Here is a 22,422-nt window from a genome sequence, read left to right on the forward strand (position 1 = left end):
CAACACGGGAGCTGCTGCGAAGAGGTCAGCAGGCCCGCAATACCGACTTTCTCAGCAGCCGCTCAACGCCACCTGCCGACGCTCGCCGGCGAAGAACCACGGGCGCAGGCGCACACCCACGCTGTTCCCGATAAACGCAGCCACCAACCACACCCAGCCATGCAGGCTGCCCGAGGCGATGCCGCTAAAGTACGCACCGATATTGCAGCCATAGGCCAGACGCGAACCATAACCAAGCAGCAAACCACCGATCACCGCCGCCAACAGCGAACGGGCCGGGATTTTAAGGCTGGGCGCAAAGCGTCCGGCCAAACCTGCGGCCAATAGCGCACCGAGGACGATGCCGATGTCCATGACACTGGTGATGTCTTCCCAAACTGGCGCGGCCAGGGCCTTGGCATTGCCCGGCATTTGCCAGAACCCCCAACTGGCGACATCCACACCCAACCCGCTCGCAGCCTTGGCGCCCCAAAGCGCGAATGCCGAAGTAATGCCCCATGGCCGCCCAGCCAGCGCCAGCGTGGCGTAGTTGAGCAGCGCCAGGCCAATCGCCCCCCATACCAATGGCCACGGACCGCGCAAGAAGCGGCGCAGGCCCAGGTGTTCGCTGGTCACGCCTTCTTCAAGCGTGCCATGGCGACGTTTTTCCAGGCGTACGGTCACCACCGCAATGATCGCAAACACGCTCAGGCTCACGAGCAATGCTGGAACCACGCCGAAGCTTTTAACGATGGAGGTGGCCGGGAACGCAGGCAACGCAAACCACCAGTCAACGTGATGAGTAGCAATCAACGAACCGCATATAAAGAACAACAGAGTCACCAGCATCCGCGCGTTACCGCCGCCGACGGTAAACAGGGTGCCAGAGGCGCACCCACCGCCCAGCTGCATGCCGATGCCGAAAATAAACGCACCGAACACGACCGAAATCCCGATTGGCGCCACCAGCCCGACCACAGGCTGGCCAAACAAAGTGCCCGCTCCCAGCGCGGGGAAAAAAAGCACCACCGCCACGGCCAGCATCACCATTTGCGCACGCAGACCAGCACCCCGCCGGTCATTGAGAAACACCCGCCAGGCCGAGGTAAACCCGAAGGCTGCGTGATAAAGGGTCAAACCCAGCGCCGCGCCGACCACCAGCAACAGCACCTGGCGCGAGCCGACGCTGTTTTGCAGAAATACGGCGCCAAGCAACAAAAGGACAAAAGCCACCAGCGGCGCGACGGGCTTGCGCGCAGGTGTCATGGGAAGCGAACTGCTCATGGGAAATCTCGGCTCAATGGATTTTGATTGATTGCAATGGCGCCGAGTATAAACCTGAGCGTGAGACTGATCCTGTTATAGATGGCTATTGCTGTAGATACGCTGTTCCAGGTCAAGCCCCCCCAGTGGGAGCGAGCCTGCTCGCGAAGATCATTCGCGAGCAGGCTCGCTCCCACGCTTGAAGTATCCCTCATGCCGCTGGAGAGGAACGAAGGCTACGCCTACATCCCCAGCCAGTTCGGCAGCGCCAGCGAAACAAATGGTACGTAGGTCACCAGGACCAGGAACGCCAGCATCACCAGCAGCCACGGCGATACCGCTCGCACCACGCGGGTCAGCGGCATGCCCGTGACTGCCGAGGTAACAAACAGGTTGAGTCCGGTGGGCGGCGTGATCAGGCCGATTTCCATGTTCACCACCATAATGATGCCCAAGTGGATCGGGTCGATGCCCAGCTGCATGGCGATAGGGAACAGGATCGGCGCCAGGATCAGGATGATCGCCGAAGGCTCCATAAAGGTCCCGGCAACCAGCAGCACAATATTGACCACCAACAGGAATTCAAGCGGCGTAAAGCCCTGCTCCACCACCCAGGCGGTGATCGACTGCGGGATCTGCTCGGTGGTGAGGACATGGGCAAAAAGCATGGCGTTGGCGATGATAAACATCAGTACCACGCTCAGCTTTCCCGCTTCGATAATCACCTTCGGGCATTCGCGAACGGTCATGTCCTTATAGATAAAGATGGCCACAAACGCGGCATAGACGGCGGCGACCGCAGCGGCTTCGGTGGGTGTGAACATGCCCGAGTAGATACCGCCGAGAATGATCACGATCAGCATCAGGCCCCAACCGGCCCTGCGGCCTGCGGTCATGATTTCCTTGAGCGAGGCACGCGGCAGCGACGGCATATCCTTGACCCGCGCCATGATGTAAATGGTGACCATCAGCACCAGCCCCAACAGCAAGCCCGGCACCACACCGGCCATAAACAGCTTGCCCACCGAGGTTTCGGTCGCGGTGGCGTAGACCACCATGACGATCGACGGTGGAATCAGGATACCCAGGGTCCCGGCATTACAGACGATGCCAGCAGCGAAGTCCTGCTTGTAACCGGATCGCACCATGCCCGCGATGACAATCGAACCGACCGCCGCCACCGTGGCTGGCGACGAACCGCTGAGTGCGGCAAACAGCATGCAGGCAAGAATTGCAGCGATGGCCAGGCCACCTTTGATGTGACCGACGCAAGCATTGGCAAAGTCGATCAGGCGCCGGGCCACGCCCCCGCTGGTCATGAATGCGCCAGACAGCAGAAAGAACGGAATGGCCAGCAACGTGTAGTGCTCGCTGGTTTCGAACAACTTGATCGCCAGCGAACGCACCGAGTCGTTGCTGAAGAACAGGATGGTCATAGCCCCGGATAAACCCAGGGAAATCGCCACCGGAATGCCGACAAACATCAGCACGAACAGGGCGACAAAAAGGAAGGCGATGGTCATTTTTCGGTCCCCGACTTGTCGTTTTCCGCCAGCTTGACGGCGTCATCCACTTCACTGTGCAAGCCCAGGCCTTGTTGCTTGCCTTGCGCTATACGGATGAAAATCTGCAGAAAACGTACGAACATCAGGGCAAAGCCGATTGGCACGATCATTACGATTTGCCACTGTTGAATGCCAAAGCGGTCCAGGTCTTCGGCACTGGTGCCGACCGCATACAGCGTGGCTACCCACTGTTCGCTGGAGTACGCCATCAGGGCGCAGTAGCCCAGGCAAATGAGTACCGCCAGCAAGGCAACGCGGCGCTGGTTGGCGGGGTTGAACTGGCGCACCAGCAAATCGACACCAATGTGCGCGCCAATGCGTACGCCCCAGGCCAGACCTACAAAGATCAGCCAGCCGAACATGGCCTTGGTCAGCGCCACGCTCCAGGTCATCTCCTGAGCGATAAACAAAATACCGTCGCCGATGCTGAGCAGGGTCTCGTTGGCGAAGGGCAGCGAATCCCCCAGCGAGTAGAAAATGCCATAAAGGTTGTTGAACACCACATACGAAAAAGTGACCAGGGTCATGCCTGCAAGCAGGAACGCCACCAGCATTTCTTCCGCGTGATTCCAGACACGAACGACTGCGTGCATGGGGTATCTCCCTATAAAGAGCGGTCGCCAAGCGACAAATGGGACCGATGAAGTCGCTGGCGACCCCGCACGGGGTCACCGGCGACAATCCGGGTCTTAGCTGCTTTGGTTAGCTTGCTCGGCGGCTTCGATCACATCGGTACCGATGGCGCTCTCGAACTTCTTCCACACCGGGCGCATGGCTTCACGCCATAGCTCGCGCTGCTCCGGAGTAAGGGAGATGATTTCGCTGTTGCCGGAATCGGCAATGCGCTGGCGGGAAGCCTGGTTCAGCGCCTCGGCCTGTTTGTTGACCTCGACCGTCACCTCGGTCATGACCGTATCCAGCGTGGTGCGCACGTCTGGCGGCAGGCCGTTCCAGAACTTGGTGTTGGTGATTACCATGTAATCGATGGCGCCATGGTTGGACTCAGTGAAGAACTTTTGCACCTCATACACGTTCTGGCTCTCGTAGTTCGACCAGGTGTTCTCGGTGCCATTCACCACGCCGGTCTGCAAGCCCTGATACACCTCGGCAAAGCTCATCTTGCGCGGCGCGGCGCGCAGGGCCTTGAACTGCTCATCCAAAACTGCGGAGGCCTGTACCCGGAACTTCAGGCCACGGGCATCCTTGGGTTCGTACAGGGCCTTGTTGGCGGACAACTGCTTCATCCCGTTGTGCCAGTAACCGAGGCCGGTAATGCCCTTGCCTTCCATGGACTTGAGCAGGGCCTGCCCCTGCGGGCTCTGCTGGAAGCGGTCGACCGCCTGGATATCGTTGAACAGAAATGGCAGATCGAAAATCTGGATCGGCTTGGAATAGTGCTCGAACTTGGCCAGCGACGGCGCCAGCAATTGCACGTCACCCAGCAGCAACGCTTCCATTTCCTTGCCGTCGCCGAACAACGACGAGTTCGGATAAACCTCGACCTTGACCCGCCCTGGCAGGCGCTCTTCAGCCAGTTTTTTGAACAGCAACGCGCCCTGCCCCTTGGGCGTGTGTTCGGCGACCACGTGGGCGAACTTGATACTGATGGGGTCGGCCGCGCTCGCAAAACCTGCGAATAATGGAAGTGCGCAGGCCAAGGCCTTGAGAGTGTGCTTGAACATGGGTACATACCTCTTGTTGTTATAAGTTTGGTAGTGCCTGGTGTTGCCTGAACTTCGTTTGAACTTGACTGCCAATCTGCTTTTTTGACTCAGGCAGACGGCAAGCCTGCCCGGCGCAATATTCGCCGGGCATGCTCGATCACTGGGGCATCGACCATCTGCCCGTCGACCACGAACACTCCGTTTCCGCTCGCAACCGCGGCCAGAACCTGCCTTGCCCACTCAAGCTCTTCCTGCCTTGGCATATAGGCTGTGTGAATCAATGCAACCTGACCGGGATGGATACACAGCAGGCCGCCAAACCCCATATCCCTCGCATCGGCGGCCATTCGGGTCATGCCTTGAGTGTTTTTGATATCCGGGAACACGCTGTCCAGCGGTGGCGCCAGTTGCGCCAACCGGCTGTGCAGCAAAATGGCGTAGCGGGCCTGATCGAGTATCCGCAGCGCTGCGGCGCTCGCGCTGGCCAACCCCAAATCCAGGCCCAGATCCAGAGCGCCAAATGTCAGGCGCTCGACCCCGGCTGCGCGCACGATGGCCGGTAATTCCAGCAGGCCCTTGGCACTTTCGATAATTGGCCAGATCGGTTTGCCACACGCCGCAGCCAGTTCGACCTGTGTAGCACTCTCGGCCTTGGGCAGTAATACCGCCACCACACCGGGCTGACGGCGACACAGCGCCAGATCTGCCGCTTGCTGCTCATGCTGCGGCGCATTGATACGCACCAGTACCCGGGCCTGCGGGTTGGCATCCAGAAAAGCATCCAGGTTGGCTCGCGCCTGGACTTTGAGGTTATCCGCTACAGCGTCTTCCAGATCGACGATCACCGCATCGGCGCCGCTGCCCAGGGCTTTGGCAATACGCTCGGGGCGGGTGGCCGGGACAAACAGCGCCGAACGAATAGTGGTGTTATTCATAAATGTGCTCCATGGCTCATACCGCTCCTTGTTGGTGAAGACGCTGGATGTCAGCAATCCCATAGCCCAACTCGCTCAGCAGGCTATCGGTGTGTTCGCCCAAGTACGGCACCGCATCCATGCGCGGCTCGAAGGCTGCGTTGCGCCCCGGTGGCAACAGCGCAGGCAGCTTGCCAGCCGGGCTGTCCACCTCGCGCCAGCGATCACGGGCTTGCAGTTGCGGATGCGCCCAGACACCCGCCATATCATTGACATGGGCATTGGCTATCGATGCCGCGTCGAGCCGTGCAATCACTTCATCGGCGCTCATCCGGGCAAAGGCCGCAACAATGATCGCCCGCAACTCGGTGCGATTATCCGAGCGCCGCGCGTTTGCATTAAAGCGTGGGTCGCTCGCAAGATCCGGCTGCAGCAACACCTTGTCGCAAAACTGCTGCCATTCGCGCTCGTTCTGCAGGCCGAGCATCACCGTACCGCCGTCGCCCGCAGGGAAGGGTCCGTAGGGGTAGATCGTGGCGTGCGCGGCACCGGCACGCGGAGGTGGAGGCGCCCCGTCGTAGGCGTAATACATCGGGTAGTTCATCCACTCGACTAGGCTTTCGAGCATCGACACATCAATGCGGCTGCCCTCCCCGGTCTTGTCCCGCAGCAGCAGCGCCGAGAGCACGCCGGTGTAGGCGTACATGCCCGCGGCGATGTCGGCAATCGAGCAACCGGCTTTGGCCATGTCGTTTTCGCCCGGCCCGCCGGTTACGGACAGAAATCCGCCTTCGCTCTGGATCAGCAGGTCGTAGGCTTTTTTCTGTTCGTAGGGACCGCCATCTCCGTAGCCGGAAATATCGCAGACGATCAACCGCGGGAAACGCTCATGCAGGGCTGCAAAAGACAGCCCCATGCGCTCTGCCGCACCTGGAGCCAGGTTCTGCACCAGCACATCGGCCGTGGCCAACAGTTTATCGAGCACCTGCCCCGACTCCTGCTGTTTGACGTTGAGGGTCAGGCTTTCCTTGGAGCGGTTAGTCCAGACAAAGTGCGAGGCCAGGCCTTTGACCCGCTCGTCATAGTCACGGGCAAAGTCGCCGGAGCCAGGACGTTCGATCTTGATGACCCGTGCTCCTAGGTCTGCCAGTTGGCGGGTGCAAAACGGCGCCGCGATGGCGTGCTCCAGGCTTACCACGGTAATCCCGTCCAGCGGGCGGGGCTTGGCTGTAGTGGCGGTCATGAGGAGCTCCCGGTGCGGGTCAGCACACTCAGATCGTCGAGATGGCGCAGATGCCAGACCAGCTCGACAAGCCCGCTGGCCTGTTCGTCATTCCGCGCTCCCGAGAAAGCCAGCAGGCGGCGAAATTTATCTTCCAGCTCGTCGCGAGTCAGGGTATTGCCAGGGTCGCCCTTGGGCTCGTCGATGCGGCCGTGCACGGTTCGGCCCTGCACCGTGGTCACCTCCACCCGGCCCAGCCAGCGTTGCGGATAGGCGCTGTCGACTTCGTCGTCCAGCACCATATGTACTTTGTCGCGAAACTCACTGATGCGCGGGTCGGTCAATGCGTGTTGCTGAAATTCGGGCAATCCGGCCTTGCCGTAAACGGCGATCAAGCCCAGCACCGTGCCCATGGAGAACTTGGCCTGATGGACGCTCTGCGGCACCAGCACACGGCCTAATACATCGATGGCGCCCTGATGCACGCGGGTGGTGACGCGGGCAATGTCCTCGGCGCGCAGCTGCTCGCGCTGCATCAGATCCAGCAGCGCATCCGCCGCCGGGTGCGTATGGCGGCACGACGCGTGAAACTTGAACGAGGTTTCAGTCAGCGCCCAGCGCCTGCCCAGACCATCGGACAAGCAGGCTGGGTTGGCATCGCTGGACATCCCGGCGGCCATGCCCTGCTCGCCCTCAAGAATGTTTCGTGCACCGCTCAGCCCGTCGGCGGTCAAGTAGGCGGCAAGCAGGCCATCGGCTGCTGCCTTGGCGGTATGCAACTGCTTGGAGTCAGCTGCATCACGCAAGAACTCCCACAAGCCCGCCGCCTGGGTTCCGGCGCTACCGAGCAGGTTGGTGAACTGCTCCTGATTGAAATCCATCAACTTGCCGACGCCAACTGCCGCCGCCAGCGTGCCGACCGTGGCGGTAGTGTGGAAGGTGCGATAGTGCGAGCGGCCGAGAAATTCACCGATGCGAATACCCGCTTCATAACCGGCGACAGCGGCGAGGATCAGTTCGCGGCCGGTTTTGCCCAGGTCCTGGGCGCCAGCCAGCACCGCCGGGAACACCACTGTTGCCGGATGCAGGACCGAGCTGTTGTGCAGGTCATCCTGCTCCACCAGGTGTGAGCTAGCGCCGTTGACCAGCGCAGCAAAATACGCGGAGCTGGTCGTGCCATTGACCAGGACCCCGGCAGGCCCGCTGGCCGGGCCCATCATTGCCGCATAGCGCTCGAACAAAGGGATCGGATGTGCTCCCTGACTGGCCAAGGCCGAGCCCAGCCAGTCGAGAAACAGGTCTTCGGTGCGGCTGATAACTGCTTCGGGCAGTTGCGTGTAATTCAGGTCGGCCAAAAAACCGGTGAGTGCTTGAGTGTGCTGACTCATGCCGCGTTCTCCATCAATGTCTATTTGTAGAACTTGCTTAGAAAGAACGCGGCAACTCGAGCAGGTGCTCGGCCACGTAAGACAGGATCAGGTTGGTGGAAATGGGCGCTACCTGGTACAGACGCGTTTCGCGGAACTTGCGCTCGACGTCGTATTCATTGGCGAAGCCAAAACCACCGTGGGTCTGCAGGCAGGCATTGGCCGCTTCCCAGCTGGCCTTGGCCGCCAGGTACTTGGCCATGTTGGCCGCCGCACCGGCCTTGCGCCCGCTGTCGTATTCCTCGCAGGCGCGCCAGCGCATCAGGTCGGCGGCTTCAAGCTCGATATGGGCTTCGGCAATCGGGAACTGAACACCCTGGTTTTGCCCGATCGGACGACCGAACACCACGCGGTCACGGGCGTACTGCGCGGACTTTTCATTGAACCAGCGACCATCACCAATGCACTCGGCAGCGATCAGCGTACGTTCGGCATTGAGCCCGTCGAGAATGTAGCGAAAGCCCTTGCCTTCCTGCCCGATCAAGCTGCTGACCGGGATTTCAAGGTTGTCGAAGAACAGTTCGTTGGTCTCGTGATTAACCATGTTGGCAATCGGCTGCACGGTCAGGCCGTTGCCGATGGCTTCGCGCAGATCGACCAGAAAGATCGACATGCCGTCGACTTTTTTCTCGACCTCCGCCAGCGGCGTTGTGCGGGCCAGCAGGATCATCAGGTCCGAGTGCTGAACCCGCGAGATCCAGACTTTCTGCCCATTGATCACGTACTTGTCGCCCTGGCGCACGGCGGTGGTCTTGATTTTGGTGGTGTCGGTGCCGGTAGTCGGTTCGGTCACGGCCATGGACTGCAGGCGCAACTCGCCGCTGGCCAGCCTGGGCAGGTAGTAGCTCTTCTGCGCCTCACTGCCGTGCCGCAACAAGGTGAACATGTTGTACATCTGACCATGCACGGTGCCGGAGTTGCCGCCGCAGTGGTTCACCTCTTCCAGAATCACCGAGGCTTCGGCCAGCCCCAGGCCCGAGCCGCCGTACTGCTCCGGAATCATTGCCGACAACCAGCCGGCTTGGGTCATCGCCGTGACAAAGGCCTCGGGGAAGCCCTTTTGCTCGTCGATCTCGCGCCAGTACTGCGCCGGGAACTCGGCACACAGGGCTCGCACGCCCTCGCGGATGGCGTTGTAGTCTTCGTTCAGATACGGATTCATTGCAGATCCTTGTTGTAGTTATCGAACTGAATGCCGCCGGGTAATCGTCAGTCGAATGTCACTTCGCCCTGCTGGGCCACACCGTCTGTATTGCCCACCCATAGCTCGGCCTTACCCTCAGCGACGATGCGCCCCCTCAGCACAAAGGGATGGGGCGCCATCAGCGGGCGTATGCCGCGATACGCGAAGCCACGCACACGAGCCTGGGGATTGGCGCGGCAGAAGGCGCGCAGACTCAGCGTGGCCATCAACGGCCCATGCACCACCAGCCCCGGATAACCCTCGGTTGCAGTCGCATAGGGCCAGTCGTAGTGAATACGGTGACCATTGAAGGTCACTGCCGAATAGCGGAACAGCAAGGTGGTGCTGGGCGTGACGGACTCCTGCCAGGCGCCCGTGGGCAATGGCTCACTGCCCACGAGCCTAGGCGGTGTCGGCTCGCGATAGACGATGTCCTGCTCTTCGCGAATTGCCAGTTGCCCATCCTGCAGATAGTCATGCTGGAGCGTGACAAACAACAGCGAACCGGTCCTTCCGTGCTTTTGCTGAACATCGATGATGGTGGAAATACGTGTCGCGTGAGCATCCACCTTGAGCGGTGTATGGAACTCCAAACGGCCACCCGCCCACATGCGGTTGCGGTTATCGGCGGGTGGCAGAAAGCCCCCACGGGCCGGATGCCCATCGCCGCCCAGAGCGCCTTCCTCCATCGCTGACTGGAAGAAACACCACTGCCACAACGCTGGCAGGTCTTCCCCGGCCTGCGGCACCGGCTCACCGAGAGTGGCGGCAATCCGGGTGATCAGGTTCAGGCTCAGGTGATCCTGGGTTTCTTCAGTTCGACCGATCCAGGCGGACAGTGCGTTATCGCTCATCGGTGGTTTCCCCGTGGCTTGTTATTTTGGCCATGATTGCCAAAAGCTAGGCGATCTGTGAATCTGCGTTTCGGTAAGGGGGCGTTCGGTTTTACTTAACGCCAGAACCAATCCATAGCGGAAAGCAGTCATGCATTTTGATCTGGTCGACCTGCGCCTGTTCATTCATATCGCCGAATCCCCCAGCATGACCCAGGGCGCGCGCAAGGCATTTATCTCCCCGGCAGCGGCCAGTGCCCGGATCAAAAGCCTGGAAGAGAACCTCTCCAGCCGCTTGTTGTACCGTGACAGCCGTGGCGTCGAGCTAACCCCGGCAGGCGAGCTGTTTTTGCACCATGCGCGCGTGATCATGCGCCAGGTGGACTACATGAAAAGCGAGTTCACCGAGTACGGAACCGAGTCTTCGGGGCATATCAAGATCTTTGCCAACACCACGGCCGCCACCGAATTCCTGCCCGAAATCCTTGCCGGTTTTCTCGCCGAACGACCGGGAGTGACGGTTGATCTGCAAGAGCGACTGAGCCGTGACATTGTTCGCGGAGTGATGGATGGCTCAACAGATATGGGCATCATTGCAGGCCCGGTCGAGGCCGACAGTTTGCAGGTCATCCACTTCAGCACTGACCAGTTGATTCTGGTCACCCCTCTCGGCCACCCGCTGGCCCAACGCAAGTCGATCAAACTGGCCGAGACTCTGGCCTATCCGCACATCGGCCTGCACGAAGGCACTACCCTATTGCGCTTTTTGAATGAGCAAGTCGCCCTGCACGGCAAGACATTGAACATGCGCATCAAGGTCTACAGTTTCGAAGCGATGTGCAGGATGGTCGAAGCGGGAGTGGGTATCGCCATCCTGCCGGAGTCATCAGCCCGTCGTCATCAGCAGACTATGGGCTTGTCAGTCATCGAGCTGGACGAACCCTGGCGGGTTCGTGAGCGAAGTATTCTGGTCCGCGACCTGCAAGCGCTGCCCAATGTGATCAGGGTCTTGATCAATTTGTTGTTGGCGCATAACAAGAGCGTTGAATAAACACGGTCGAACCCGGTGGTTCGAGCAGGGTCGCCGCAACAACGTCCACCCCATTGAACGCTGAATCGCCCCTACCGGGGCGCGCTCAGGCCAGAAGCGTATTCTGGCCTCCGTTCAAGATAAGGCCACGTTCAGCAGATCACCAGAGAGCGATGTCGTAGGTAAAGTAGATTCGGTTGCTGTCTCGCCCACGTGAATAATCAGAGCGATAAACGTAATTACGCAACCGCACGCCCAAGCCTTTGAGGGTGCCTTGTTGCACGACATAAGCAAGTTCGGCATCACGTTCCCACTCCTTGACCGTGGTGTTGGACTTACCGTCGTTACCGCTCAGATAGCGAGTGGTAAAGGCCAGACCAGGCACTCCGAGGGCGGCAAAGTTGTAGCCGTAGTTCAGCATCCATGTCTTCTCGTCCTCCTCGATGAACTTGCCTATGCCGGCGTTGCTGAACGAGTAAACGGTTGCACCGCTGATGTAGGGCAACCCTGCGTCGCCGCTGAGGGTCTGGTAACCACCACCGAAGGTATGCCCGGAGATGGCGTAAGACAGTTGCCCACTCAGCATGTTGTTATCGATTTTGCCGCCGTAAGCCGATCCGCTATCGACACTGTTGAAATAGCGTAGGTCACTGGTCAGCACGCCAGTGCCCAAGGGAAGATCGTGCTGGATACCGGCGAAATTCTGACGGTAAAAATTTTCCAGTTCGCCGTAGAAGTAACTCAAGCGTACGTTTTTCCTCAGCATGTACTCGGCACCGGCATAGCTGAAGTCCCCTGATTTATCTCCGCCATAGCCATCGGGCACAATCGGCATACTGTCGGTGGAGTCTCGCAGTTTGAATCGGTCCAGGTAGCCCCCGGTCAGAGTGAGGTTCTCGATATCTATGCTGCTGATCTGGGTGCCTTGATACGTTTGGGGCAAGAGGCGTGCATCGTTGTAAATCAGTACCGGCGTCTTGGGGAGCAAAGTGCCGTATTTCAACGTGGTTTTAGCCAGCCGGGCTTTAGCGGTCACCCCGAGACTTGCGAACTCGTCTGCCGCACGTCCATCATCATGGACAGGCATCAAGCCAGTACCGCTACGACCACGGCCAGAGTCGAGCTTGACCCCGAACAGGCCCAGCGCATCAACACCCAAACCGAGGGTGCCAGGGGTAAATCCCGACTGGTAATCCAGCAGAAAGCCTTGGGCCCATTCCGTCCTCTCACTCTTCGCGATTCTTGCCGCTCGAGCGCTCAAGCCATGTTCATCACGAAAGTTTTCATTGAAGTAAACATTGCGTAGCTGCAACTTGAGCTTACTGTCTTCAATAAACCCTTCTGCACTTGCACTGGCCAATGGCAGCATGGCAACAAGAGGAAAAGAAACCCAACGGGTAAATGAAATGCTCATATGAAACCACTCTTTTATTGTTATTCAGGGTGCAACTCAGCGCACGCCCCACACGTGAGGCATCCGGCACTATCGAGGCGAGTCGGGTAACTCAGGAGAACAGGCTTATCGCCCCGGTCAGCAAGGCCAGAGCGGTAATCACCAGGGACGTCAACACCGCCCATTTAACGGTAGCCTTCTGGAAGTCGCCGATGTCACGGTCAACCATCCCCACCAGCAACAGGGTTGAAGCCACCAGCGGGCTCATCAAGTGCACTGGCTGCCCGAGTATCGAGGCCCGGGCGATTTCAACCGGGTCGATGCCATAGGCCGCCGCGGCGTTGGCCAGGATCGGCACCACCCCAAAGTAGTAAGCATCGTTGGAAAGGATAAAAGTCAGCGGCATGCTGGTTATCGCCACCACCAGCGGGAACAGATGCCCCCATGACGGTGGAATCCAGTCCACCATAGTTTGCGCCAGAGAGTCGACCATCTTGGTGCCCGAGAAGATCCCGGCAAAGATACCGGCGGCAAACACCAGTAGCACCACCGTCATCGCATTGCCGGAATGAGCGAGGATGCGCTCTTTCTGAATATCCAGTTGCGGGTAGTTGATCATCAGTGCCAGGACAAAGCCGATCAGGAACAGGATCGCCGAATGCATGATCCCCATTACCAAAGCCACCATCACCGCGATCACCAGCAGCAGGTTGATGTAGGCCAGCTTGGGACGTTTATGCGGCGTATCTTCAAGAATCGCCTTGATGTAGCAATTGCCCCCACCGCTTTGCAATTGGACATTACCAATGCGTTTGCGCTCGCCACGGCCCAGCATAAAAGCCGTAAACACTACCCACAGTGCACCACCAATCATCGTCGGCAGCAGCGGGACGAAGTATTCACCGGCATCCAGGCCCAGGACCGCGATTGCTCTGGTTGCAGGCCCGCCCCAGGGCGTCATGCCACTCATGATGCTCAAGGACAGCATGGCGATGGTTGCCAGGATCATGGGGTTCATGCCGATCCGTTTGTACAACGGCAACATCGCCGCACAGGTAATCATGTAAGTGGTTGTACCGTCGCCGTCGAGTGCGACCACCAATGACAACAGAGCAGTACCAATAGCGATTTTCATCGGATCGCCATTCACGCGCTTGAGGATTTTTCGAATCAGCGGGTCGAACAACCCTGCATCAATCATCAGGCCGAAGAACAAAATGGCGAACAGCAGAAGCGCAGCCGAAGGGGCGACCATTTTCAGGCCATCGAGCATCATCTTGCCAGTGGTGCCGCCAAAGCCACCAATGACAGCAAAGACGATCGGCACTACAACAAGCGCGACAATCGGTGAGAGCCGTTTGGTCATAATTAGAAAGGTGAAGACGACCACCATGGCCAAACCAAGAAATGCGAGCATAGGTCAATTCTCTTGTTTTTATGAATAGCGCGGCCGACGCAAAGGCGCACGACCCCAATCCCGCCGGACGACACGAACCAACGGTGTCTGGCGGGAGGACTTACGAGATATTTATTGGATTATGAAACTGCAGTGACGGGTCAGACGCGCTCAACGACCTTAGGGCCATCCCAAGGCTCGTTCCGAGATTGGGCCGCATCGAGCAATGGCTTGCCGTCCAATGTCCGCATCAGGGTTTCGCGATCGCAGGCATTTTCCGAGATGGACATGACCACGGTAGCCACGGCGTTGCTTGCCAGGCTGGTCAACGCCCTGGCTTCCGACATGAAACGGTCGATACCAATCAACAGAGCAAGGCCAGCCAGAGGAATGTCATGGATTACGGTAAGGGTCGAGGCCAGCGCGACAAAGCCGGCCCCGGTGACGCCTGCGGCCCCTTTGGAGGACAACAGCATGACTGCCAGCATGGTCACGGTTTGCGTCAAGCTCAGGTCGATATTACAAGCCTGGGCGATGAAGACCGCTGCCAGCGACAGGTAGATTGCCGTGCCGTCGAGGTTAAACGAGTAACCCGTTGGTAACACCAACCCCACCACACCTTTTTTGCATCCCAGGGCCTCGAGTTTTTCCAACATCCGCGGCATTACCGGCTCGGTGGAAGAAGTCCCGAGCACCACCAAAAATTCTTCCCGAAAATAGCGCAGCAGCTTCCAGAGACTGAAGCCGTTAGCCCGGCAAATACTCCCCAACACTACAAAGACGAAGAAGGCACAGGCGATGTACAAGGTCATGATCAGCTTGGCCAACGAGCCCAGCGATGTAATACCGTACTGGCCTACGGTGAATGCCAAAGCCCCAAACGCACCAATCGGAGCAAAGCGCATCAGATAGGAGAAAATCTTGAACACCATGTGTGATGCAGATTCCAATACATCCAGTACCGGCTTGCCCCGCTCACCTATGGCCGAAAGCGCAAAACCGCAAAGTACTGCAATGAACAACACAGGAAGCACTTCACCTTTATTGAAAGCACCCATGAAGGTGTCAGGAATGATGTGCATGAAGAACTCGACCACTCCCAGCTTCGCAGCCGAATCGGTGTACTGCGACAACCCCTTGGTACTTAGCTGGGTCGGGTCAATATTCATCCCGACACCGGGTTTGAACAGGTAGACCGACACCAAGCCGATGATCAGGCTAATCACGGTCAGCGCCAGGAACAGCAGCATGGTCTTGCTTAACAAACGCCCTAGCGAGCGCTTGTCGCTCATTCCGGCGATACCGGTAACGATCGTGCAGAACACCACTGGTGCGATCATCATCTTGATCAGCTTGATGAACGCATCACCAAGCGGTTTCAAGGCAATGGCTTGTTGCGACCAAAAGTGTCCAAACAGCACGCCCAATACTACGGCGCAAAGAATCTGGAAGTAGAGCGATTTTACAACTTTCATGGCATCACCCATTTTTAGAATTGTGCTGATGCAAAAGCGGCAATGACCTGGAGGAAATTACCCGGCGAGTCGTTGGGAAGCCGTGGCGTAAACAAAACCGGAGAACAGCCTGCGCGATGTTCGCACTACCGAGGCACGAATTGTCTCGCCCTGAGCACCGGTGTAAGACAATACAACGTCTATCCCCCCACTTGGATGTTCGATACGCACGTGCTTCAAGCGCGGCTCGCTGACGTTGCCGAGCAGTTGCGCGATCACACTGCCTTCGGTGACACAAGCAGTAGCCAGGCCAATGGCACCGGTGATCGCCAGCGCGCGATGACAGTTGTGAGGCATGAAGTAGCGCACTTGAATAGTGCCGCCAGCCTTGGCCGGTGACACCAGCACTGGCTTGGGAATCACTTTGTCACTGACATCACCCAGGCCCATTGCCAGACCGGCTTTCAGGCGCAGGGATTCCAGGCGACGAAGGAACTCGACGTCGGCATCTAATTCAGCAGGACTTTCATCTCCGCGCTTACCCAACTGACCAGCTTCAATGATCACCATAGGCATCGCCATGTCGATGCAAGTCAGCGCAACACCGTCAATCAAATCCAGGGGTTGCCCGGTCGGGAAAAGTTTGCCGGTCTTGCTACCCGCAGCATCAAGGAAAGTCAGTTGCACGGGAGCGGCGGTACCCGGCACACCGTCGATGGCAGTGTTGCCTTCATAGCTGACCTTTCCGTCAGGGGTCTGTACTTGCGCGTTCACAAATGTCCCGGTGTTGAGATTGCGAATACGCACACAAGTCAGGTCTTTGGCGGCTTTTACCAGCCCCTGCTCGATGGCAAACGGGCCGACGGCACACAACATGTTGCCGCAATTGGGTGCGGTATCGACCCGACGCTGAGAGACCATGACCTGAACGAACAGATAGTCGACATCCGCATCAGCGTGCAGCGACGGACTTACGATTGCCACTTTGCTGGTTTGTGGGCTCCCCCCACCGATACCATCAATTTCCAGTTCATGGCCAGAGCCCATCAGGTTGAGCAATAACTCGTCCCGCTCCTGGATCGCAGCAGGAAGATCCCAGGCGAGAAATACCGGCCCCTTGGAGGTACCACCGCGCATTAGCACACAGGGAATTCGTTGCATGACATCGACTCTTGTTGATCAATCGGGGTGATTGATGTCTTGAAAGCAAGAGTCGCAGGCTTCCAGAATTGTTTCCAATGCAAATATCAGCCGGATTATTGCGTTTGACGAATGATAAATTTAGGATGATTTAGCTGCATTCTTCTCTTCGGCTGAGATACAGACATGAACTATGAGCTCAATGACATCCGATCTTTCGTGAAAATCGCAGAACTTGGCAGCTTTCACGAAGCAGCTGATGCGTTGCATCTATCCCAACCGGCATTAAGCCGCAGGATGAAAAAGCTCGAAGATGGACTGGGCACAGCGCTTCTTGATCGCACGACAAGAAGAGTAAGTCTTACAAGTGTTGGACGGGACTTTCTACCAAAGGCTCGCCGCTTGCTGGATGACTTCGACGATTCGATACTTAACATCCGAGAGCTGGCCGAGCGCCAAAGTGGCCGTGTCACCCTCGCCTGTATCCCCACCGCAGCCTTCTACTTCCTGCCTTCGGTGATTCGCCTCTACAACGAGCGCTACCCGCAAATCCGCATCCGCCTTCTTGATCTCAGTGCAAACGAAGGACTGGAGGCTGTGCTGCGCGGCGAAGCCGACTTTGGCATCAACATGATGAGCGGCCAGCACCCCGACATAGAGTTTGTGCCTTTGGTCAACGAACCTTTTGTTCTAGCCTGTCGACGCGATCATGAGTTGGCAGAACGTAGCTCGGTGTCCTGGGCTGAACTCAGCAATTACCGCCTTATCGGGGTCGGTCGACTGAGCGGCAACCGGATGTTGCTTGACCACGCCTTGTCGGGCCTGAGCTGGCGCCCGCAGTGGTTCTACGAGGTGCAACACCTGTCAACTTCGCTTGGCCTGGTAGAAGCCGGATTGGGTGTATCGGCAATGCCGAGTTTGGCCATGCCTGCCGTGGATCATCCAACACTGGTGAGCGTGCCTTTGATAGATCCCATCGTAAACCGATCGCTGGGGCTGGTTTACCGTCGAGGCGCCTCACTATCTCCGGCAGCGGAAAAATTCGTATCAATATTGCTCGAGCAGTGGGAGCAATAACGCAACTGTTTGAGTGGCCCTGGTTTCACAGACACCTCCAACGCACAAAGCAAAACGCCGCTCAAAGAGCGGCGTTTTTGCATAGGGAACGGGAAGCGCGATTCACCTTCGTTTCAGGTGTCTCAGACGTTGCTGTTCCAGGGACGATCTCCATTCTCGTCCTTGATGCGGGTCGGCAGCCCCATCACATCCAGCGCCTTGAGGAACGGCTCTGCTGGCAGTTCTTCGACGTTGGCCATACGTTGCACGTCCCACTCGCCACGGGCCACCAACAGGGCCGCAGCCACTGGAGGAACGCCGGCGGTGTAGGAGATGCCCTGGCTTTCCGTCTCGGCAAAGGCCTCTTCGTGGCAAGCCACGTTGTAGATGAACATCTCCCGGGGCTTGCCATCCTTGGTGCCTTTGACCAGGTCACCGATGCACGTCTTGCCGGTATAGCCGGGTGCCAGCGAACTCGGGTCAGGCAGTACGGCCTTGACCACTTTGAGCGGCACGACTTCCAGGCCTTCAGCCGTGGTAACCGGTTTTTCCGAGAGCAGGCCAAGGTTGTTCAGTACGGTGAACACGTTGATGTAGTGTTCGCCAAAGCTCATCCAGAAACGCACATTGGGCACGTCGAGGTTTTTCGACAGTGAGTGCACTTCATCGTGACCCGTCAGGTACAGGTTCTGCGAACCGACCACCGGCAGATCATCGGTGCGCTTGACTTCGAACATGGCGTTGCTGGTCCACTGGCTGTTCTGCCAGCTCCATACCTGTCCGGTGAATTCACGGAAGTTGATTTCCGGGTCGAAATTGGTAGCAAAGTATTTGCCATGCGAGCCCGCATTGACGTCGAGAATGTCGATCGAATCAATGTGGTCGAAATGCTGTTGCTGCGCCAGCGCTGCATACGCGTTGACGACACCCGGGTCGAAGCCCACGCCAAGGATGGCGGTAATGTTCTTCTGTTTGCACTCTTCCAGGTGGTTCCATTCATAGTTGCCGTACCAAGGCGGGGTCTCGCAGACCTTGCCCGGCTCTTCATGAATGGCGGTGTCGAGGTAAGCCACGCCGGTATCAATACAGGCGCGCAGTACCGACATGTTGAGGAAAGCGGAACCGACGTTGATGACGATCTGCGATTCGGTCTCGCGGATCAACGCTTTGGTCGCTTCTACATCCAGGGCATTGAGCGAGAAAGCCTGGATATCGGCGGGCACTTTGAGGCTGCCCTTGGCCTTGACGCTATCAATGATGGCCTGACATTTGGAGATGTTGCGCGACGCGATAGCAATACGACCGAGTTCGTCGTTGTGCTGCGCGCACTTGTGGGCCACCACCTTGGCGACACCTCCTGCACCAATGATAAGAACGTTCTTTTTCAATTGCTTTGTCTCTCCTATATCCGCCAGCTTAAGAAAGGCTGGACAGGTAGTCGTCGTAACCAAATTCACGAACCACTTCGACTGTACCGTCGAGTTGTTTCACTACGATGGACGGCATTTTCAGACCGTTGAACCAATTTTTCTTGACCATGGTGTAGCCCGCGGTGTCGATAAACGACAGCCGATCGCCGATGGCCAACGGACGATCAAATTGGTACTCCCCGAAAATATCACCGGCCAGGCAGGATTTGCCGCACACCATGTAGGTATGCTCGCCTTCACTCGGCGCCAGCTTGGCGTTCAAGCGATAGATCAGCAGATCCAGCAGGTGAGCTTCGATGGAGCTGTCTACCACGGCGAGGTTCTTGCCGTTGTAGAGGGTGTCGAGCACGCTGACTTCCAGCGAGGCACTGTTGGTGATCGCCGCTTCGCCGGGTTCCAGGTAGACCTGCACGCCGTACTTTTGCGAAAAAGCCTTCAAGCGTGCGCAGAACTCGTCCAGCGCATAATCTTCACCGGTGAAGTGAATGCCGCCACCGAGGCTGACCCACGAGACCTTGTGCAGCAACTCGCCGAAGCGCTCTTCGATGGTACACAGCATCTTGTCGAACAGGCTGAAGTCGCCGTTCTCGCAGTTGTTGTGGAACATGAAGCCCGAGATCTGATCAATGACGCCTTCGATTTTCACCGGATCCCATTCGCCCAAGCGGCTGAACGGACGCGCCGGATCGGCCAGCAGGTAGTCAGAGCTGCTCACCTGCGGGTTGACGCGCAGGCCACGAGGCTTGCCTTCGGAGCGTTCGGTAAAGCGCTGCAACTGGCTGATGGAGTTGAAGATGATTTTGTCGCAGTTGGCGAGCATCTCCTCGATCTCATCGTCGGCCCAAGCGACGCTATAGGCGTGAGTCTCGCCAACGAACTTCTGTCGACCGAGCTTGAGCTCATAGAGCGACGACGATGTGGTGCCGTCCATGTATTCCTGCATCAGGTCGAACACCGACCAGGTGGCGAAGCACTTGAGTGCCAGCAGGGCCTTGGCCCCGGACTGTTCGCGCACGTAAGCGATCTTCTGCATGTTCGCCAGCAGCTTTGTTTTATCGATTAGGTAGTATGGCGTTTTGATCATTTCGAGGCCTCGGGCAAGGCTAGCCAAAAAAAGGATGCGTATTGTGCCCGCACTCACTGCAGATCGAAAGAGCAGAAAGTGCGGCATGCCAGCAGTCGATGATTAGTGTTGATGCCTCAGGAGGAAAAAGCTTCAGTGCGTTTGCGCACCGGCTCCTTGTACCGGTGTGGTTGCTGCCAGGCGAGCTGGGCCTGGACTGCAGTGACTGCATCGAGGACTTTCTGCGCCCAGTTCTCATCATCCGGACGTACTACAACGACCCGAAAGCCGTGATCCTTGCCTTCTATCTGCACACCTTCGGAATCATCGACATGCAAGTCGATATCGAATGCCGGTGGAAATTTCGATGGCGAGTTCGAAAGCCCATGCACTGTCAGAGCACGGTTATGCAGCACGCTGTTGACCACTCCGTCGACGCGGATACCGTACAGCAATAGCCAACGCCGGATGTAGGCCGGAGTGCGACCCGACGAGGTGTACACCCAAATACTGCAGTCCTGGCGACGTAACTCCCGGATCAGGGAGCGGGTTCCGATCCGCAACGGCTCACCCAGCCAACGATGAACACAGGCTGGCAGCCGGCTTCGCTCGACGGCGCAATGGTGGAGCTGGCAGGCCAGCGTGTCATCGATATCAAACGAAATCCGTATGCGCGGCCGACCGAACAGTTGCCTCGCAAAAACACAGCCGATTGCCTGCCATGCCCGACCAACGGAAGCTCGGCAGGTATCGAGAATTGGATAGCGGCTCATCGATGCCTGCCCTTACAGGTGGACATGGGCTTGTCACTGAGAAAAAACTTCATTGGGTCTGGTGCCTGTTCTTCCAGGAATGCTGCATATTTTTTCTTGATCTTGGGCAGTTCGTACAATGCCTTGACACCATGTTTAGCTGAGTTGCGAATAACCGATGACGGGTTGAAATAGCCCTCGGCGTTGTCCAGTGTCAGCACGAACGGTGGCAGCCCGGCGCGCATCAGCAAGTAGCTGACGATCAGCGACCCGCTGCGGTTATTGCCTTCTATAAACAGTTGCGGCTTGCTGAGGATGCGCACATAAACACCCGCCGCCCGCTTCCAGACTGACTCGCTGCGATACGAGCAGTACCAATTGTATAAGTCCTTGATCCCACCCTCAACGTTATTGAAGAAGTGCTCCTCGGTCGCAGCCAGGTGCTGGGCGTACTCCAGTCGGCGTGCCGGGTCTCGGCCACAAAGAACGGTGGCGTTGATTTCCAGCATCAGGTTCAGTTGCTGAAGATCAAACAGGTCGACACCACGTGCAACGTAGTCGTCAATCAGCGCATAGCCCTCAAGCACATTGTGCAGAACTTCATCAGTCAAGGGATCACGCTGCTCGGTAAAGTGCATGCTCAGCTCGGCAAAGCGGCTTTGCACCTCACGCAGTGCGCGTTCAATCGCTGGCAAATCAAGACGATGAGTTACAGACATTGGCAATCCCGCAAACGGTAGATAAGTAAGTAAAGCGAGCAGATACCGGTCAAGGCCGTTGGTTGTTGCAGACCTGTGGCCTTGACCGGACGGAGGGGTTGCCTAGCTGAACTTGCCGCTGATGTAATCCTCGGTCATTTGTTCACGCGGGTTGTCGAATATCTGGGTCGTAGGCCCCATCTCAACCAGATAACCGGTGCGCGATCCCTGGGAAATATCCACCGAGAAAAAGGCCGTGGTGTCAGCGACACGGATGGCCTGCTGCATATTGTGGGTGACCAGCGCGATGGTGTAGTCCTTCTTCAACTCGACCATCAACTCCTCGACTCGGCGGGTAGCGATCGGGTCGAGCGCCGAACACGGCTCATCAAGCAACAGTACTTCGGGTTCAGTCGCAATCGCGCGAGCGATGCACAGTCGTTGCTGCTGGCCGCCCGACAGGGACAGGCCGCTGACCTTGAGCTTGTCCTTGACTTCATCCCACAGCGCGGCGCCCTGCAAGGCGTGCTTGACGCGATCACCCAGGTCGCCCTTGTAGCGGTTGAGGCGCAGGCCAAATGCAACGTTGTCGAAAATGCTCATCGAGAACGGATTGGGCTGTTGAAACACCATGCCGATATAGCGGCGCACGACCACTGGATCAACACCCTTGCCATAGACGTCCTGGCCGAGGAAATGCACATGCCCTTCAAAACGAAAACCTTTGACCAGGTCGTTCATCCGGTTAAGGCTGCGCAACACCGTGCTTTTGCCACAGCCGGAAGGGCCGATGAAGCCGGTGATCTTGTTTTTTTCGATTGGCACATGGCTGTCACGTACAGCCATAAAGTTGCCGTAGAAAATCTTGTCCAGTTTGCAATCCATGACCACAGGCGTTTGGGCGACAAACGGAGCGGTTTTTTGCGCAGTTGATACGTTCAAAATTCAGGTGCTCCCGTG

At 57.8% G+C, this 22,422-nt stretch carries 20 protein-coding genes; 2 read left to right on the forward strand and 18 right to left on the reverse strand.

The window, feature by feature from the left end; genetic code table 11:
- Positions 1-51: 51 nt before the first annotated feature.
- The 9 genes from U5A05_RS14140 to U5A05_RS14180 form a co-directional block, all read right to left on the reverse strand.
- Positions 52-1,263 (reverse strand): YeeE/YedE family protein, encoded by a 1,212-nt coding sequence (locus U5A05_RS14140; protein WP_261738533.1) that lies wholly within the window; start codon positions 1,261-1,263, stop codon positions 52-54.
- 221 nt (positions 1,264-1,484) lie between these two features.
- Positions 1,485-2,765, reverse strand: a complete 1,281-nt coding sequence (gene dctM / locus U5A05_RS14145; RefSeq protein ID WP_321833496.1) for a C4-dicarboxylate TRAP transporter large permease protein DctM — start codon at positions 2,763-2,765, stop codon at positions 1,485-1,487.
- Positions 2,762-3,400 (reverse strand): TRAP transporter small permease, encoded by a 639-nt coding sequence (locus tag U5A05_RS14150; RefSeq protein ID WP_321833498.1) that lies wholly within the window; start codon positions 3,398-3,400, stop codon positions 2,762-2,764. The genes dctM and U5A05_RS14150 overlap by 4 nt, the downstream gene beginning before the upstream one ends.
- Before the next feature lie 96 nt (positions 3,401-3,496).
- Positions 3,497-4,489: a TRAP transporter substrate-binding protein gene (locus U5A05_RS14155; RefSeq protein WP_261738536.1), complete on the reverse strand. Its 993-nt coding sequence runs from the start codon at positions 4,487-4,489 to the stop codon at positions 3,497-3,499.
- Positions 4,490-4,578: 89 nt separating this feature from the next.
- Positions 4,579-5,406 (reverse strand): HpcH/HpaI aldolase/citrate lyase family protein, encoded by an 828-nt coding sequence (locus U5A05_RS14160; protein ID WP_321833500.1) that lies wholly within the window; start codon positions 5,404-5,406, stop codon positions 4,579-4,581.
- Positions 5,407-5,422: 16 nt separating this feature from the next.
- Positions 5,423-6,628: a CaiB/BaiF CoA transferase family protein gene (locus U5A05_RS14165; protein WP_321833501.1), complete on the reverse strand. Its 1,206-nt coding sequence runs from the start codon at positions 6,626-6,628 to the stop codon at positions 5,423-5,425.
- Positions 6,625-7,995: an MmgE/PrpD family protein gene (locus U5A05_RS14170; RefSeq protein WP_321833502.1), complete on the reverse strand. Its 1,371-nt coding sequence runs from the start codon at positions 7,993-7,995 to the stop codon at positions 6,625-6,627. Before U5A05_RS14170 ends, U5A05_RS14165 begins: the two co-directional genes overlap by 4 nt.
- A gap of 37 nt (positions 7,996-8,032) precedes the next feature.
- Entirely contained in the window at positions 8,033-9,196 is a 1,164-nt protein-coding gene (locus U5A05_RS14175) for an acyl-CoA dehydrogenase family protein (RefSeq protein WP_321833504.1), read from the reverse strand.
- Between the two features lie 47 nt (positions 9,197-9,243).
- Entirely contained in the window at positions 9,244-10,071 is an 828-nt protein-coding gene (locus U5A05_RS14180; RefSeq protein ID WP_321833506.1) for an HTD2 family dehydratase, read from the reverse strand.
- Between the two features lie 130 nt (positions 10,072-10,201).
- Here U5A05_RS14180 and U5A05_RS14185 point away from each other — a divergent pair, with 130 nt between their 5' ends.
- A complete protein-coding gene (locus U5A05_RS14185; protein WP_321833508.1) occupies positions 10,202-11,101 on the forward strand; it encodes a LysR family transcriptional regulator in 900 nt (299 codons plus the stop codon).
- Between the two features lie 139 nt (positions 11,102-11,240).
- Here the strand turns inward: U5A05_RS14185 and U5A05_RS14190 are convergent, their stop codons facing one another.
- The 4 genes from U5A05_RS14190 to U5A05_RS14205 form a co-directional block, all read right to left on the reverse strand.
- A complete protein-coding gene (locus tag U5A05_RS14190) occupies positions 11,241-12,494 on the reverse strand; it encodes an OprD family porin (RefSeq protein WP_321833510.1) in 1,254 nt (417 codons plus the stop codon).
- 91 nt (positions 12,495-12,585) lie between these two features.
- Positions 12,586-13,890 (reverse strand): CitMHS family transporter, encoded by a 1,305-nt coding sequence (locus tag U5A05_RS14195; RefSeq protein ID WP_261738544.1) that lies wholly within the window; start codon positions 13,888-13,890, stop codon positions 12,586-12,588.
- Between the two features lie 140 nt (positions 13,891-14,030).
- A complete protein-coding gene (locus U5A05_RS14200) occupies positions 14,031-15,356 on the reverse strand; it encodes a dicarboxylate/amino acid:cation symporter (RefSeq protein ID WP_261738545.1) in 1,326 nt (441 codons plus the stop codon).
- A gap of 45 nt (positions 15,357-15,401) precedes the next feature.
- Positions 15,402-16,484, reverse strand: a complete 1,083-nt coding sequence (locus U5A05_RS14205; RefSeq protein WP_321833513.1) for a 4-oxalomesaconate tautomerase — start codon at positions 16,482-16,484, stop codon at positions 15,402-15,404.
- 165 nt (positions 16,485-16,649) lie between these two features.
- Here U5A05_RS14205 and U5A05_RS14210 point away from each other — a divergent pair, with 165 nt between their 5' ends.
- Complete coding sequence (locus U5A05_RS14210; RefSeq protein WP_261738547.1) at positions 16,650-17,540, forward strand: LysR family transcriptional regulator; 891 nt, start codon at positions 16,650-16,652, stop codon at positions 17,538-17,540.
- A gap of 122 nt (positions 17,541-17,662) precedes the next feature.
- On the opposite strand, the gene U5A05_RS14215 is transcribed toward U5A05_RS14210, so the two are convergent.
- The 5 genes from U5A05_RS14215 to pstB all read right to left on the reverse strand — a co-directional run bounded on the left by U5A05_RS14215 (position 17,663) and on the right by pstB (position 22,347).
- Positions 17,663-18,907, reverse strand: coding sequence for a saccharopine dehydrogenase family protein (locus tag U5A05_RS14215; protein WP_261738548.1), 1,245 nt, complete (start codon positions 18,905-18,907; stop codon positions 17,663-17,665).
- A gap of 28 nt (positions 18,908-18,935) precedes the next feature.
- The gene (locus U5A05_RS14220; RefSeq protein WP_321833516.1) at positions 18,936-20,033 is read right to left on the reverse strand and encodes a carboxynorspermidine decarboxylase; all 1,098 of its coding nucleotides are present in this window, start codon (positions 20,031-20,033) and stop codon (positions 18,936-18,938) included.
- Positions 20,034-20,149: 116 nt separating this feature from the next.
- A complete protein-coding gene (locus U5A05_RS14225) occupies positions 20,150-20,785 on the reverse strand; it encodes a hypothetical protein (RefSeq protein ID WP_321833518.1) in 636 nt (211 codons plus the stop codon).
- On the reverse strand, positions 20,782-21,483 hold the full coding sequence (locus U5A05_RS14230) for a hypothetical protein (protein WP_321833519.1): 702 nt from the start codon (positions 21,481-21,483) through the stop codon (positions 20,782-20,784). The genes U5A05_RS14225 and U5A05_RS14230 overlap by 4 nt, the downstream gene beginning before the upstream one ends.
- A 102-nt stretch (positions 21,484-21,585) precedes the next feature.
- On the reverse strand, positions 21,586-22,347 hold the full coding sequence (gene pstB / locus U5A05_RS14235; protein WP_261742447.1) for a phosphate ABC transporter ATP-binding protein PstB: 762 nt from the start codon (positions 22,345-22,347) through the stop codon (positions 21,586-21,588).
- Between the last annotated feature and the right edge of the window lie 75 nt (positions 22,348-22,422).

The sequence above is a fragment of the Pseudomonas kulmbachensis genome, assembly GCF_963681935.1.
In the GTDB taxonomy this organism is placed as follows: Bacteria; Pseudomonadota; Gammaproteobacteria; order Pseudomonadales; family Pseudomonadaceae; genus Aquipseudomonas; species Aquipseudomonas kulmbachensis.